General features: G+C 30.7%; 16 protein-coding genes. 15 read left to right on the forward strand and 1 reads right to left on the reverse strand.

The window, feature by feature from the left end; all coding sequences use genetic code 11:
• The first annotated feature begins 13 nt into the window (after positions 1 to 13).
• The 15 genes from Q5O44_RS05180 to mreB all read left to right on the forward strand — a co-directional run bounded on the left by Q5O44_RS05180 (position 14) and on the right by mreB (position 12,338).
• Positions 14 to 376: an ATP synthase subunit I gene (locus Q5O44_RS05180; RefSeq protein WP_022167330.1), complete on the forward strand. Its 363-nt coding sequence runs from the start codon at positions 14 to 16 to the stop codon at positions 374 to 376.
• A complete protein-coding gene (locus Q5O44_RS05185; protein ID WP_022167331.1) occupies positions 377 to 1,060 on the forward strand; it encodes a F0F1 ATP synthase subunit A in 684 nt (227 codons plus the stop codon). It begins immediately after the preceding gene.
• Positions 1,061 to 1,080: 20 nt separating this feature from the next.
• On the forward strand, positions 1,081 to 1,308 hold the full coding sequence (atpE, locus tag Q5O44_RS05190; protein WP_022167332.1) for an ATP synthase F0 subunit C: 228 nt from the start codon (positions 1,081 to 1,083) through the stop codon (positions 1,306 to 1,308).
• Between the two features lie 57 nt (positions 1,309 to 1,365).
• The gene (locus tag Q5O44_RS05195) at positions 1,366 to 1,845 is read left to right on the forward strand and encodes a F0F1 ATP synthase subunit B (protein WP_022167333.1); all 480 of its coding nucleotides are present in this window, start codon (positions 1,366 to 1,368) and stop codon (positions 1,843 to 1,845) included.
• Positions 1,846 to 1,847: 2 nt separating this feature from the next.
• A complete protein-coding gene (locus Q5O44_RS05200) occupies positions 1,848 to 2,387 on the forward strand; it encodes a F0F1 ATP synthase subunit delta (RefSeq protein WP_022167334.1) in 540 nt (179 codons plus the stop codon).
• Between the two features lie 10 nt (positions 2,388 to 2,397).
• Positions 2,398 to 3,912: a F0F1 ATP synthase subunit alpha gene (atpA, locus tag Q5O44_RS05205; protein WP_022167335.1), complete on the forward strand. Its 1,515-nt coding sequence runs from the start codon at positions 2,398 to 2,400 to the stop codon at positions 3,910 to 3,912.
• 37 nt (positions 3,913 to 3,949) lie between these two features.
• Positions 3,950 to 4,798 carry an ATP synthase F1 subunit gamma gene (gene atpG, locus Q5O44_RS05210; protein WP_022167336.1) on the forward strand — a complete coding sequence of 283 codons (849 nt, stop codon included), beginning with the start codon at positions 3,950 to 3,952 and terminating at the stop codon, positions 4,796 to 4,798.
• Between the two features lie 15 nt (positions 4,799 to 4,813).
• Complete coding sequence (gene atpD, locus Q5O44_RS05215; RefSeq protein ID WP_022167337.1) at positions 4,814 to 6,208, forward strand: F0F1 ATP synthase subunit beta; 1,395 nt, start codon at positions 4,814 to 4,816, stop codon at positions 6,206 to 6,208.
• An 11-nt stretch (positions 6,209 to 6,219) separates the two neighbouring features.
• Positions 6,220 to 6,621 carry an ATP synthase F1 subunit epsilon gene (gene atpC, locus Q5O44_RS05220; RefSeq protein ID WP_022167338.1) on the forward strand — a complete coding sequence of 134 codons (402 nt, stop codon included), beginning with the start codon at positions 6,220 to 6,222 and terminating at the stop codon, positions 6,619 to 6,621.
• Between the two features lie 166 nt (positions 6,622 to 6,787).
• A complete protein-coding gene (locus Q5O44_RS05225) occupies positions 6,788 to 7,429 on the forward strand; it encodes a hypothetical protein (protein WP_022167339.1) in 642 nt (213 codons plus the stop codon).
• A 20-nt stretch (positions 7,430 to 7,449) separates the two neighbouring features.
• Positions 7,450 to 8,712 (forward strand): UDP-N-acetylglucosamine 1-carboxyvinyltransferase, encoded by a 1,263-nt coding sequence (gene murA, locus Q5O44_RS05230; protein WP_022167340.1) that lies wholly within the window; start codon positions 7,450 to 7,452, stop codon positions 8,710 to 8,712.
• 184 nt (positions 8,713 to 8,896) lie between these two features.
• Positions 8,897 to 9,952, forward strand: a complete 1,056-nt coding sequence (gene spoIID, locus Q5O44_RS05235) for a stage II sporulation protein D (RefSeq protein ID WP_022167341.1) — start codon at positions 8,897 to 8,899, stop codon at positions 9,950 to 9,952.
• A 139-nt stretch (positions 9,953 to 10,091) separates the two neighbouring features.
• Positions 10,092 to 10,874 (forward strand): M23 family metallopeptidase, encoded by a 783-nt coding sequence (locus tag Q5O44_RS05240; protein ID WP_022167342.1) that lies wholly within the window; start codon positions 10,092 to 10,094, stop codon positions 10,872 to 10,874.
• Between the two features lie 82 nt (positions 10,875 to 10,956).
• The gene (gene spoIIID, locus Q5O44_RS05245) at positions 10,957 to 11,208 is read left to right on the forward strand and encodes a sporulation transcriptional regulator SpoIIID (protein WP_022167343.1); all 252 of its coding nucleotides are present in this window, start codon (positions 10,957 to 10,959) and stop codon (positions 11,206 to 11,208) included.
• 95 nt (positions 11,209 to 11,303) lie between these two features.
• Positions 11,304 to 12,338, forward strand: coding sequence for a rod shape-determining protein MreB (mreB, locus tag Q5O44_RS05250; protein ID WP_022167344.1), 1,035 nt, complete (start codon positions 11,304 to 11,306; stop codon positions 12,336 to 12,338).
• Between the two features lie 48 nt (positions 12,339 to 12,386).
• On the opposite strand, the gene yyaC is transcribed toward mreB, so the two are convergent.
• Positions 12,387 to 12,902, reverse strand: a complete 516-nt coding sequence (gene yyaC, locus Q5O44_RS05255; RefSeq protein WP_022167345.1) for a spore protease YyaC — start codon at positions 12,900 to 12,902, stop codon at positions 12,387 to 12,389.
• Between the last annotated feature and the right edge of the window lie 321 nt (positions 12,903 to 13,223).

Consider the following 13,223-nt stretch of genomic DNA (forward strand, 5'->3'; position numbering starts at 1 on the left):
GGAGGAGATTTATATGACTATAGAAATGAAGGCTCTTTTAAAGCTTGTCATAAAAGAGGACATATTATTTGGGTCAATTATTGCATTAATTATTTTCTTTATAAATCCTAAAGGTGCACTTATATTTTTATTAGGAATAATAATAGCTATGCTAAACTTTGTGATTAGAGGTATTATTCTTGACAAAAGTCTAAATGCAGGAAAAGGAAATGTATTTTCCGTAGTAAGTACATTTATTAGAATTTCAACAGTAATAATAATTGCATTAATTTTTGCAAATAATAAATATCATCTTCTTTTATATTTAGCAGGGTTTATAACACATTTTCCAATTATAATTTTTGGTTGGATTAAGAGCCAGAAAGGAAGTGATTAAATGGATGTTAGCGAAGCCATTTATACCTTTTACATCGGAGGTCTTGCTTTAGATATAAAACCAGAAGCAATAATTCAGTTAATAGTAATATTATTAGTTGGAGTATTAGCTTGGTGGTCAACAAAAGATTTAAAACGAAGACCAGAAGGTAAAAAACAAATTGTTGTAGAATATATTTACACATCATTAATGAATTTGGTAGATGCTAATATGGGAGAAAAATATAGGGATGTAATTCCTTTTATAGGAACTATAGCAGCATTTATCTTACCTATGAACCTTTTAGGACTTATAGGTATAGCTCCAACAACAAAGAATTATAGTGTAGCCCTTACTTTAGGATTAATTTCATTCTTTGCAATACAAGGATATGCAATTAAGAAAGTAGGACTAGGACATTATTTTTTAGGTTACGGAGAGCCAATGTTATTCATGTTGCCACTTAATATAATTGAGAGAATAATGCTTCCAGTTTCATTGTCTTTAAGATTATTTGGTAACATACTAGCAGCGTCATTTATCGTTGAGCTAGTGTATGAATCACTTGAAAAAGTTGCATGGATAGCTCAGATAGGGCTTCCAGTACCATTACATGCATATTTTGATGTATTTGATGGAACAATTCAAATGGTTATCTTTGTTATGTTAACAATGATAAATATGAAAGTCGTAGCAGAACATTAATTTTTAGGAGGTATTTAGTAATGAGCGATTTAGGAGTAAAAGCAATAGCAGCAGCAATAGCGGTATTAGTAGGTATAGGAGCAGGTATCGGAATAGGTATAGCAACAGGGAAAGCAGTTGAAGGTATAGCAAGACAGCCTGAAGCAAGTGGTAAAATTACAACAACTTTACTTATAGGTGCTGGGTTTGCAGAAGCAACAGCTATTTATGGATTACTAATTTCAATCTTATTAATTTTCGTATTCTAATAAAAACATAATTAGGTATTTAATAAATACTCCCAAAAAAGGAGGCGAATTTTTGTTATGGAAATAAACCTAGGGCTTATATTAGCAAGTTTGATTAACTTCTTTATTTTATTTGCAATACTTAAGCATTTCTTCTTTGGAAAAGTAAAGGCAATTATTGACGAAAGAGAAGAATACATAAATGAGCAGATGGATGATGCAGAAGAAGCTACTAACAAGGCTAGACTTCTTGCTATTGAAAATGAAAGAATATTAAAGCAAGCTAGAGAAGAAGGTAAAAAGATAACAGAAGAAAAGAAAAGAAAAGCAGAAGAGATTTATGATGAAATTGTGTTAGAAGCTAAAAATGAGGCTAATACAATCATCGAAAGAGCTAAAGTTGAAATCAATAGAGAAAGAGAAAAGGTTGAATATCAATTAAAGAAAGAAGCTATTGATTTAGCTTTAGAGTTATCTACTAAGGTTATCGAAAAAAATATTGATAAAGAAAAAAATAAAGAGCTTATTGATGAGTTTATTACTGAGGTAGGAAATTAAATATGTTTGAGTATTTAGACCGAAGATATGCCCTTGCCCTTTATGAAGTTGCTGAAGAGAAAGGTAAAGTGCAAGAGTATTTAAATGATTTAAGAGAAATTTGTGACCTTATAGATAATAATAAAGATTTTTACGAGGTAGTTAAGCATCCTCAAATAAGTACAAAGCAAAAAAAGAAAACTTTTATAAATATTTTTAAAGGTAATATTGATGAAGAGCTTTTATCATTTTTATTAATATTAATAGAAAAGGATAGAATACTATTCTTAAGAGAAAAGCTTAATGAAATGGAAAAAATCGACCTTGAAAGAAAGAATACTTATAGAGGAATAGTAAAGACTACAGAACCTTTAAGTGAAGAGCAGTATAATAATTTAATTACAAAGCTTGAAAAGAAATATAATAAGAAAATTATTTTACAACAAGTTATTGATTCAAGCATTCTAGGTGGAATATATGTAAGAGTTAATAATGAAGTAATGGATGGCACTGTAAAATTAAGATTAGAAGAATTAAAGAAATTAATGGTTAGTGCAGAATAGAGGTGATGGTATGAATATTAAACCAGAAGAAATTACATCAATTATAAAAAAAGAAATTCAAAGATATGGTGCACAGATTCAAACCATAGACTCTGGTACAATAATTCAGATCGGTGATGGTATAGCAAGAGTATACGGTTTGGATGATTGTATGCAAGGTGAACTTTTAGAGTTCCCTAATGGCGTATTTGGTATGGCATTAAATCTTGAACAAGATAATGTAGGATGTGTACTTCTTGGATCAGAAGAAGGAATAAAAGAAGGGGATATAGTAAAAAGAACTAATAAAATAGTTGAAGTCCCTGTTGGTGAAGGAATGCTTGGAAGAGTAGTTAATTCATTAGGTGAAGAAATAGATGGTAAAGGGCCAATAATAACTAATAAAACTAGACCAATAGAAGTTCCAGCACCAAGTATAATCGATAGACAATCTGTTAAAGAACCATTACAAACAGGTATCAAGGCTATTGACTCAATGATTCCAATTGGAAAAGGTCAAAGAGAGTTAATCATAGGTGATAGACAGACTGGTAAGACAGCAATTGCTATCGATACTATATTAAATCAAAAGGGAAAAGATGTTATTTGCATATATGTTGCTATAGGGCAAAAACAATCAACAGTTGCTCATATTGTTAACACATTAGAAACTATGGGAGCTTTAGATTATTCAATAGTAGTAGCAGCCACTGCTTCTGAAAGTGCGCCACTACAATATTTAGCACCATATGCTGGATGTAGTATTGGAGAATACTTTATGCATCAAGGGAAAGATGTTCTTATAATATATGATGATTTATCTAAGCATGCAGTAGCATATAGAACAATGTCACTATTACTTAGAAGACCACCAGGAAGAGAAGCATATCCAGGAGATGTTTTCTATATTCATTCAAGATTATTAGAAAGAGCTGCAAGGCTTTCAGATGAATTAGGTGGAGGTTCATTAACTGCACTTCCAATAATAGAAACATTAGCTGGAGATGTTACCGCATATATTCCAACAAATGTTATTTCTATAACTGATGGACAGATATTCCTTGAAACTGGCTTATTCTTAGCAGGGCAGAGACCAGCTGTTAATGCAGGTATTTCAGTATCAAGAGTTGGTGGTAATGCTCAAATAAAAGCAATGAAACAAGTTTCAGGTACTTTAAGATTAGAGCTTGCACAGTTTAGAGAATTAGAAGCTTTTACTCAATTTGGATCAGATTTAGATTCTGACTCAAAGAGAAGACTTGAAAAAGGTAAGAGAATTGTAGAAGTATTAAAACAAGATCAATACAATCCAATGGATGTAGAAAAAGAGATACTTATTCTTTATGCAGTAGTTAATGATTTCTTATCTGATATAGATGTTTCAGATATAAGAAAGTTTGAAGCTGAATTCTTAGAATATGCTGATACTCATTATAGAGATTTATTAAAAGAAATAGTAGAAGTGGGAGCATTGACTGATGAAATAAAAGTCAAAATGGAAAACTCTATTTTAGAATTTAAAAAAATATTTTTACAAAATGCATAGCTTTAAATAGCTATGCAATTCTTTAGGAGGTAGAACTGTGGGAGCAGCGGGACTTATAGAAATAAAAAGAAGATTAAAGTCTGTTGAAAGTACTAGAAAAATTACCAAAGCTATGGGACTTGTTGCCACTTCTAAACTAAGAAAAGTAAGAAATGAGCTTGCAAATAATGAAAAATACAACGAGCTATGCAAAGATATAGTTGATGTTGTAGTTTCAAATCTTCCAGAAGGATATGAATCAATATATTGCACAGAAAGAAAAGGCGATAAATTGTATATTGTATTAACTTCAGATACAGGGCTATGTGGAGGATATAATAATAATGTTATAGCATATCTTAAGGAAGTTTTAGATAATGAAAGTGGAACTGAAAAAATAGTACTAGTTGGAAGTAAAGGGTTATCATATATGAGTAAATATGGTTTAAGTACTTTTAATCAGTATGTATCTATTCCAGATATTCCAACTATAGCAGAAATAAATAAAATATATAATGAAGCCATATATCTATATAAGCAAGGTGATATATCTGAGGTTAATATAGTATATACAAAATTCATATCGCCAATGAAACAAGAACCTATATTAATTAAGATGCTACCTTTTGAAACAGATAGTAGTAAAAAGGAAGACTACTTAATAGAACCAAATTTTGAAGAGGTTTTAAATAATTCAATTGACACTTATTTAAAGAGTCAATTACAAAATTGTATGCTTCATGCTAAAGCTAGTGAACAAAGTGCCAGAATGACAGCAATGGATGGAGCTACAGAAAATGCTAGTGACATAATTAATAATTTAAATATTAAGTATAACAGAATAAGGCAATCAGTTATTACACAAGAAATTAGTGAAATAGTTGGTGGGGCTGAAGCTCAAAAGTAACAGGGAGGTAGACAAATGGCTGAAGAAAAAGTAGGAAAAGTTGTTCAGGTAATAGGGCCTGTGGTAGATATAAAATTTGATTCAGATTCATTGCCTAATATATATAATGAAATAAAAATAGATATGGGTGATCATGTTTTAGCTGTTGAAGTTGAACAGCATATGGGAGATGACATAGTTAGAACTATAGCCATGGAATCTACAGATGGATTAAAGAGAGGCGTTAAAGCTGTTGATACAGGAAAACCTATTTCAGTACCAGTAGGAAAAAATGTATTAGGAAGATTATTTAATGTATTAGGAAATCCAATTGATAATTGTGGACCAGTAGAAAGTGAAGAGTATTATCCAATACATAGACCAGCTCCAAGCTTTAAAGAACAATCTTTAGAGCCGGAAATGTTTGAAACAGGTATTAAAGTTATAGACTTAATTGCTCCATATCAAAAAGGTGGAAAAATAGGTTTATTTGGTGGAGCTGGTGTTGGTAAGACAGTATTAATCCAAGAGCTTATTAATAATATAGCAAAAGAACATGGTGGATTATCAGTATTTACTGGTGTTGGAGAAAGATCAAGAGAAGGTAATGATTTATATCATGAAATGATGGATTCAGGAGTTATCAATAAAACTGCTCTTGTATTTGGTCAAATGAATGAATCACCTGGTGCCAGAATGAGAGTTTCTTTAACAGGACTTACAATGGCGGAGTATTTTAGAGATCAAGGTCAGGACGTATTATTATTTATTGATAATATATTTAGATTTACACAAGCTGGATCAGAAGTTTCTGCACTTCTTGGAAGAATTCCATCTGCCGTTGGTTATCAACCAACATTAGCAACTGAAATGGGAGCACTTGAAGAAAGAATTACTTCAACTAAGGATGGATCAATTACATCTGTGCAAGCAGTATATGTACCTGCAGATGACTTAACAGACCCAGCTCCAGCTACAACATTTACTCATTTAGATGCTACTACAGTATTATCAAGATCTATATCTGAGCTTGGTATATATCCAGCAGTTGATCCTCTTGAATCTTCTTCAAGAATATTAGATCCAAGAATTGTTGGAAAAGAGCATTATGATGTAGCTATACAAGTAAAACATATATTAGAAAGATATAAGGAGCTTCAAGATATAATTGCCATATTAGGTATTGATGAATTATCTGATGAAGATAAGGCTATTGTTAATAGAGCAAGAAAAGTCCAAAGATTTTTATCACAACCATTTACAGTTGGTGAACAGTTTACAGGTATGCCAGGTAAATATGTACCTATAAAGGAAACTATTAGAGGATTCAAGGAAATATTAGAAGGAAAGCATGACGACTTACCTGAATCAGCATTCTTATTTGCTGGAACTATTGAAGATGTTATACAAAAAGCGAATAAGATTAAATAGGAGATATAAATATGAGTAATTTAATTAAATTAAATATTATAGCTCCAGGAAGAGGTCCAATTACTGAGGAAATTATTTCTTTAATTACAGAAAATTCATCAGGGCAAATAGAATTTATGAGAGGGCATACACCAATTATAAGTAGCACTATACCAACTATAAGTAGAATTAAAACTGCTAATGGTGAAGAAAAGAAAATCTTCACTGCTACAGGAATAGTAAGAGTTAAAAATAATATAATTGATTTTATTGTGGATTCAATGAATTATCAAGAAGAAATAGACTTAAGGCGTGCTGAAGAATCAAAAGAAAGAGCGGAAAAACGACTTAAACAAAAAGATAATATTGATGTTTTGAGAGCAGAAAAATCTTTAGCAAGAGCTATTGCAAGAATAAGATTAGCCCAAGGTTAAAAAAAGACTACCTATTATATTTAGGTAGTCTTTTTTTGTTATTAAATCCTTGCTTTTGTAGAATAGTAACAATTTTAGAGTTTTTTTAATATATTATAATATATTAAATTTGTATAAAAAAATAATATATGGACAATAATTTTAGAGGAAAGGTGGGAGAAAATATATGAAAAAAATCCTTATTATATTTCTTGGAATCTTTTCTCTATTAATTATTAATGGAGGATATTGTTTAGCAAAACAAGATGTAGAAAGTTTTTCTGTTATTGAAAATAAAATGTCTGAAGAGTTTGACATAGTAGAAAATGGTGTAAAGTTTCAATATTTCACCAATTCATCAGAAAATCAAGAAAACGAAAGAATAGAAAATTGCATAATTAATAAATATGGAGTAGATGTAGTAAAGAAGGGAAATAATATTAAAGCAGAGAATGAAAATGTTAATATAGACATAAGCATATACAATATAGATAATAAAACAAAGGTAGAAATAATACTAATAAATAAGGATAGTTCAGTAAAAACAGAAAGTTTATTAGACATTGCAAAAGAGATAAGAAGCAATGAGTATACTGGAACAAGAATTTTTCAATTTGTTAAATACAGAACAGAATATAGTGCTGAAAGTATTCCTAAAAGTATAATTGAAAATAGTAAACAAGATACCATAAGATCCTTAGAAATTAATAATGGAAAAGTAAGTAACATTGTTATGAATGATGATAAAAGTATTAATGTTGCACAAGTTAATTATAATTCAGGATCATATTTAATTATTGGTACTCCAACAATTTTCATAACATACTAACAATAAATATGGAGGATAATATGGAAAAGATTATAGTTAAAGGTGGGAAGAAGCTTCAAGGGGAAGTTGATATAAGTGTTGCTAAAAATTCAGTTTTACCTATAATAGTAGCAACAATACTAAATCCAACTCCAATAGTAATAAAAAATGTGCCAATGTTAGAAGATGTAACTGTATTAATAAATTTATTGAGAGAATTGGAATGTGAAGTAAATTTTTCACAGATAACAGGTGATTTAATTATAGATACATCTAATTTAAAGGAAGTGGATGCTAATAGTGAACTTATAAGAAAGATGAGAGCATCCTTTTTAATTATGGGTCCGATGCTTTCAAGATTTGGAAGATGTAAAATATCTATGCCTGGCGGATGTAATATTGGAAGTCGTCCAATAGATCTTCATCTAAAGGGATTTAAGTGCTTAGGAATAGAATCAGAGACAGGATATGGCTATGTAGAATCAAAAGCAAAAAGAATAATAGGAAACAGAGTTTATTTAGATTTTCCATCTGTAGGAGCTACAGAAAATATAATGATGAGTGCTGTTTTAGCTGAAGGAACAACAGTAATAGAAAATGCTGCAGAGGAGCCAGAAATATGGGATTTAGCACGGTTTTTAAATAGTATGGGCGCTAAAATAACAGGTGCTGGATTTGGAAGAATTACAATAGAAGGTGTTGAAAGTTTAAAGAAGCCAGAACCATTTACTCCTATTTTTGATAGAATTGAAGCAGGTACTTTTATGGTAGCTGCCGCTATAACCAATAGTAAGATTACTATTAATGGAGTTAATGAGCAGCATCTGATGCCAAATATAGAAAAGTTAAAAGAGTGTGGAGTAAATTGTATCGTGGAAGGAAATAGGATGATTGTTGATGGAACAGGTGAGAAAAAGCCTGTAGATATAAAAACAATGCCTTATCCAGGATTTCCAACAGATATGCAGCCACAAATGATGGTTTTATTATCTATGACGCCAGGTGTAAGTGTAATTACTGAGACTGTATTTGAAAATAGGTTTATGCATGTTGGTGAATTAGGAAGAATGGGTGCAAATATCAAGATAGATGGAAAAGTTGCTATAGTTGAAGGTGTTAGTCAGCTTACTGGATGTAATGTCAAGGCTACAGATTTAAGAGCTGGAGCAGCTATGATATTGGCTGGATTAGTTGCCAATGGGCAAACTGAAATTGGAGAAGTTTATCATATTGATAGAGGATATACTAATATAGAAGAAAAATTTGTTAAGCTTGGTGCTGACATTGAAAGAGTGACAATTTAATAAATAGCTTTCTTAAATTAGGATTTATATCAAAAATAACAGTATTTAAGTTTGATATAAATCCTAGTTTATTTTTTACTATAAAATTAATAAGTTATAGAGTTAGTGTAATATTTATCACTACTTAAAAGGTGTTATTTTCTATTTTTGTAACATATATTTATTTAGAGTAGGAGGATGGAAAATGGCAAATAGGACTGTTATGGCAAAACAATTAAAATGTATAGTATTTACTACTTTGGTTATTATAGTATTTATGATTGCTATGCCAATTTTTATTATGAAGCCTAAGGTAAGTGCTAACCAGGTGGAAGAAATAACTAATTCAAATGAATCAGTGGAGGCTAGCACAAAACAAAATAATAATATAATAATAAAAGGTAATGAAACAGTTAAGGTATATATAACTGAAACAGGAAAAATTGAAGAAGTGAATTTAGAAGATTATATATGTGGTGTTGTATCTAATGAAATGCCAGCTAATTTTGAAAAAGAAGCATTAAAAGCACAAGCTGTGGCTGCCAGGACCTATCTAGCAAGTAAGAAGCTTAATAGTTGTACACTTGATGAAGGGATTGATATTTGTGATTCAACCCATTGTCAAGTATACACATCAAAAGAGAAGCGGTTGGAAAAATGGGACGCAAGTTATGCAAATGAGTATTGGAATAAAATAAAGGAAGCAGTAGATGAAACTAGTGGACAAGTTTTGAGTTATAATGGGGAACTTGTATTATATCCACAGTTCTTTTCTACAAGTTCAGGACAGACTGAGAACTCAGAGGATGTGTATCTAGGAGAAATACCATATTTAAGATCTGTGTCTAGTACAGGAGAGGAATCAGCACCTAAATACACCAGTACTAAGAGTTTGAAGATAAGTGACTTTGTTTATTTGTTGAACTCGAATTTTAGTAATTTAAATGTAACAGTAGAAAATATTAAAAATAACTTTAAAATAAAGTCAAGTAGTGAAGCTGGAGGAGTAATAAAGCTGGATATTAATAATGTGGAAATAAGAGGTATAGATTTTAGGAAAGCTTTGTCACTAAATTCAACTAATTTCACTTACGAATTTAATGGTGATACTATAACATTTAATTGTAAAGGATATGGTCACGGGGTAGGCATGAGTCAATGGGGAGCAAATGCAATGGCTAAGAATGGAAGTAGTTATGATGAAATACTTAAGCATTATTATACAGGTATTGAAATAACTAATTTAGAATTAACAGAATAATGATAATGTATAAAAAGGTCTTTTGAGATATTTCAAAAGACCTTTTTGTTGTTTTAAGGGGAAATTTGTTATACGGAAATGTTATTTGAATTGAATTAATTCAATGAAAACGGTAAGACTACAAAAAGGAGGTGTTGATATGAACAGTAACAACAGTGATAAAGTTAAAAACTTTTTTAGAAAGGAGGGTTTTTACTTTGTTTTATTTATTTGTTTATGTGTTATAGCAACTGTTGCTGTATTTACCATAAATAGAAATAGTACAGCAAATAAGGATAATAGTGTTGAAGAGAATTTAAGTTTAAATGTTGAGGAGAATACTTCATTAGAGCCATCAGAAAGTGCAAATAATGAAAAGATTCAAAATGCAGAGAGAGTTGAGAACGCTTCAAGCAATGTTACTGATAATGAAGTAGCAGAGGGCGAGACTACAGATGTTTCAGAAGTTGCAGATGTAGCTGAATCAGAAGATGCTGCAGTAATGTCTGGAAGCGAAAATGGAATTATTTTTTCATTACCTTTAGAAGCAACTGTAAGTAGATCTTTCGGCGAAATGATTGAAGTAAAGAAGACTGATGAAGAACAAATAATAATGACTAGAAGAGGTGTAGATTTACAAGCACCTGTTGGAAGCGTTGTTAAATGTGCTGCAGAAGGTCAAGTTCAAGAAGTTGGAAGCAATAGTGAAGATGGAAATTATATAGTTGTTGCACATGCAAATGGATTAAAAACAAAATATGCTAACTTAGATCCAGAAGTATATGTTTCAGAAGGAGATATGGTAACTGAAGGACAAGAAATTGGAATAATAGGAAATAGTTCTTTAGTATTTACATCTGATATATGCGGTGATGTTTTAAATCTTCAAGTTGAAGATGCTAATGGAAAGTCAGTAGATCCATCAAGTTATTTTAATTTTTAAAGATAAATTGTTATAAATCTTCACTAGCCAAATTAATGGCTAGTGAAGGTATGGTTATCGTATTAAAAAGGGAGGTAGTATTTTGAAAGATTATATAGAAGAAAGAGTATTAGAAGTAGCTAAGTATATATTAGATTCAAAGGCTACAATTAGAAAGACCGCAAAGGTATTTGGAGTAAGTAAGAGTACAATTCATAAGGATATGACAGAAAGACTTCCTAAGATTAATCCAGCAATAGCAGAACAGACACATTCTGTATTGGAACTTAATAAATCAGAACGACACATAAGAGGTGGAAAAGCTACCAAAATGAAGTATAAAGCTATTGAATGATAACTTTATTATATATATAATGATGTATAAAGGTAATTTTTGTTGAAAAATGATTATTTTTAAATTGTTATGTATATAAATGGGAGTGAAATTCAATGTGGTTTTGGAGAAAAAGTGCAGATTTGGGAATTGATTTAGGTACTGCAACAGTATTGGTTTATGTTAAAGGTAAAGGGGTAATATTAAAGGAACCTTCAGTAGTTGCTATTAACAAAGTTAATAATAAGATTTTAGCAGTAGGTGAAGAAGCTCGCAAGATGATAGGAAGAACACCGGGAAATATTATAGCAGTAAGGCCTTTAAAAGATGGTGTTATATCCGATTATGACATAACTGAAAAAATGTTAAAAGAATTCATAAAAAAAGCATGTGGAGGAAAGAAAATTATAGCTCCTAAAGTAATGGTATGTATACCTTCGCAAGCTACAGAAGTTGAAAAGAGAGCGGTAATAGATGCTACTAAAAATTCAGGCGCTAAAGAAGTTCATTTAATAGAAGAACCATTATCTGCTGCTATTGGAGCTGGTATAGATATAACCAAGCCTGATGGTAATATGATAGTTGATATAGGTGGAGGAACTACTGATATAGCTGTTATTTCACTAGGTGGAGTTGTAATAAGAAAATCAATTAAGTCAGCTGGTGATAGATTTGATGAGGCCATAGTAAAATATGTTAGATTAAAGCATAGAATCATGATAGGTGAAAAAACTGCTGAAGATTTAAAAATTAATATAGGTTGTGCATATAAAGATGCAAGAGATTGTTCTTATGTAATGAAGGGAAGAAACCTAGTAACTGGCCTGCCTGATCAAGTCGAAATTACCTCTGAAGAAATAAGAGAAGCACTTGAAGAACCAGTTGGCTTAATAGTGGACGGGGTTAAATCTATATTAGAAAAAACACCACCAGAATTAGCGGCAGATATAATAGAAAAAGGAATAATAATGACTGGAGGAGGTTCATTATTATACGGATTAGATAAACTTATCGAAGTTAGTACTGGATTAAACGTAAAAATAGCTGAAAATTCAGTAGAAGCAGTAGTTGAAGGAACTGGTGAAGTTTTAAATTATATTAATAAGTTACAATTTGATGATAGTGGAAATGAAATATCGTTAATTGAGTAGTACAAAAGCTAGGATAACCTAGCTTTTCTTTATATATATAGTAATTATTTAGTTGGAATAGCACTGTATTAATCCATTAGATATTACCTTAGCCATTTCAAATATTAAATTTAAACGTATACTCCTAGAGGTGAAGAATTCAGAATTATCACTGGAATCTATGATACCGATAATGGATACATCACCAACATCAGGCAGCATTTTGCCAACACCTTTCCCTGGATGGATAGGAAAATCACGCACATGAATCTCGCCAATGGAATTAGTATCTCCTAGACAAGCATCTATACCAATAATTGTTGAACAAGGATATATTCTTTTAATTTCATATATACTTTTCTCCAGATTAAGTGCATGTATAGGATTAGCCAAAGTACCATATATGGGAATAGGGAAACTATTTTCCTTAAGCAATGTGCCAACAAGAGGGCCAAGACAATCTCCAATACATTTATCAGTACCAATACAAACAATAACGGTTTGTTGTTTAATATATTTTTTTAAAAATTCAGCAATTTCCATGGATGCTGAATTTGAATTATAATTTATTTTAAGCTTTTGCAAAAGAAACCCCCCTCTCACAATAAATATATATGAAGATTTTTTACTTAATATAATTCAATAATATAAATAACTTTTTAGCATTATCTGATAATTAAAATAAAAATAAATAAAGAACTTTAGGTAGTAATAGTGAGTAAATAAGAGAAAAATAGAATAAAAGCTTTGATAAATAGCTATAAATGTCTTAAATGACGAAATATGAAGTTGCATTATGTAACAAAAACGTATATACTAATCATTGTCAGTTTGGCAAGCAGTTGCTGAGAGACAAAAAATTAATAAAGAAATTTATTAAATGGGGGAGTTCCCGAGAGGCCAAAG

The organism is Clostridium sp. CAG:221, from assembly GCA_000435835.1.
Lineage (GTDB): Bacteria > Bacillota > Clostridia > Clostridiales > Clostridiaceae > Clostridium.

Bases quoted from the DNA above. Each gene is read 5' to 3' on its own strand.
- Q5O44_RS05180 (WP_022167330.1), top strand. From the start codon at position 14: ATGACTATAGAAATGAAGGCTCTTTTAAAGCTTGTCATAAAAGAGGAC.
- Q5O44_RS05185 (WP_022167331.1), top strand. From the start codon at position 377: ATGGATGTTAGCGAAGCCATTTATACCTTTTACATCGGAGGTCTTGCT.
- atpE (WP_022167332.1), top strand. From the start codon at position 1,081: ATGAGCGATTTAGGAGTAAAAGCAATAGCAGCAGCAATAGCGGTATTA.
- Q5O44_RS05195 (WP_022167333.1), top strand. From the start codon at position 1,366: ATGGAAATAAACCTAGGGCTTATATTAGCAAGTTTGATTAACTTCTTT.
- Q5O44_RS05200 (WP_022167334.1), top strand. From the start codon at position 1,848: ATGTTTGAGTATTTAGACCGAAGATATGCCCTTGCCCTTTATGAAGTT.
- atpA (WP_022167335.1), top strand. From the start codon at position 2,398: ATGAATATTAAACCAGAAGAAATTACATCAATTATAAAAAAAGAAATT.
- atpD (WP_022167337.1), top strand. From the start codon at position 4,814: ATGGCTGAAGAAAAAGTAGGAAAAGTTGTTCAGGTAATAGGGCCTGTG.
- atpC (WP_022167338.1), top strand. From the start codon at position 6,220: ATGAGTAATTTAATTAAATTAAATATTATAGCTCCAGGAAGAGGTCCA.
- Q5O44_RS05225 (WP_022167339.1), top strand. From the start codon at position 6,788: ATGAAAAAAATCCTTATTATATTTCTTGGAATCTTTTCTCTATTAATT.
- murA (WP_022167340.1), top strand. From the start codon at position 7,450: ATGGAAAAGATTATAGTTAAAGGTGGGAAGAAGCTTCAAGGGGAAGTT.
- spoIID (WP_022167341.1), top strand. From the start codon at position 8,897: ATGGCAAATAGGACTGTTATGGCAAAACAATTAAAATGTATAGTATTT.
- Q5O44_RS05240 (WP_022167342.1), top strand. From the start codon at position 10,092: ATGAACAGTAACAACAGTGATAAAGTTAAAAACTTTTTTAGAAAGGAG.
- mreB (WP_022167344.1), top strand. From the start codon at position 11,304: ATGTGGTTTTGGAGAAAAAGTGCAGATTTGGGAATTGATTTAGGTACT.